1 protein-coding gene is annotated in these 257 nt (G+C 62.6%); it reads left to right on the top strand.

The window, feature by feature from the left end; translation table 11 throughout:
• The coding region (locus GYA94_RS25865; RefSeq protein WP_161893380.1) for an MMPL family transporter at positions 1–236 on the top strand (236 nt) is incomplete at its 5' end.
• Positions 237–257 lie beyond the last annotated feature (21 nt).

Below are 257 nucleotides of genomic sequence, written 5' to 3'. Positions count from 1 at the left end.
AGACCCTGCGCTCGACCGGCAAGGCAGTGCTGTTCACCGGGCTGTGCCTGGCCATTGGTGTGTGCACCTGGATCTTCTCGGCGATCAAGTTCCAGGCCGACATGGGCCTGATGCTGACCTTCATGTTGCTCTGGAACATGTTCGGGGCGTTGTGGCTGCTGCCGGCCCTGGCGCGGTTCCTGATCAAGCCGGAGAAAATGGTGGGCAAGCAAGGGGGGTCGATTTTCGCCCATTGAAGGCAGGGGGCCGCGTTGCGG

It is taken from the genome of Pseudomonas juntendi, assembly GCF_009932375.1.
Classification (GTDB): domain Bacteria; phylum Pseudomonadota; class Gammaproteobacteria; order Pseudomonadales; family Pseudomonadaceae; genus Aquipseudomonas; species Aquipseudomonas juntendi.
This window is presented reverse-complemented; position numbering and strand designations above follow the sequence as displayed.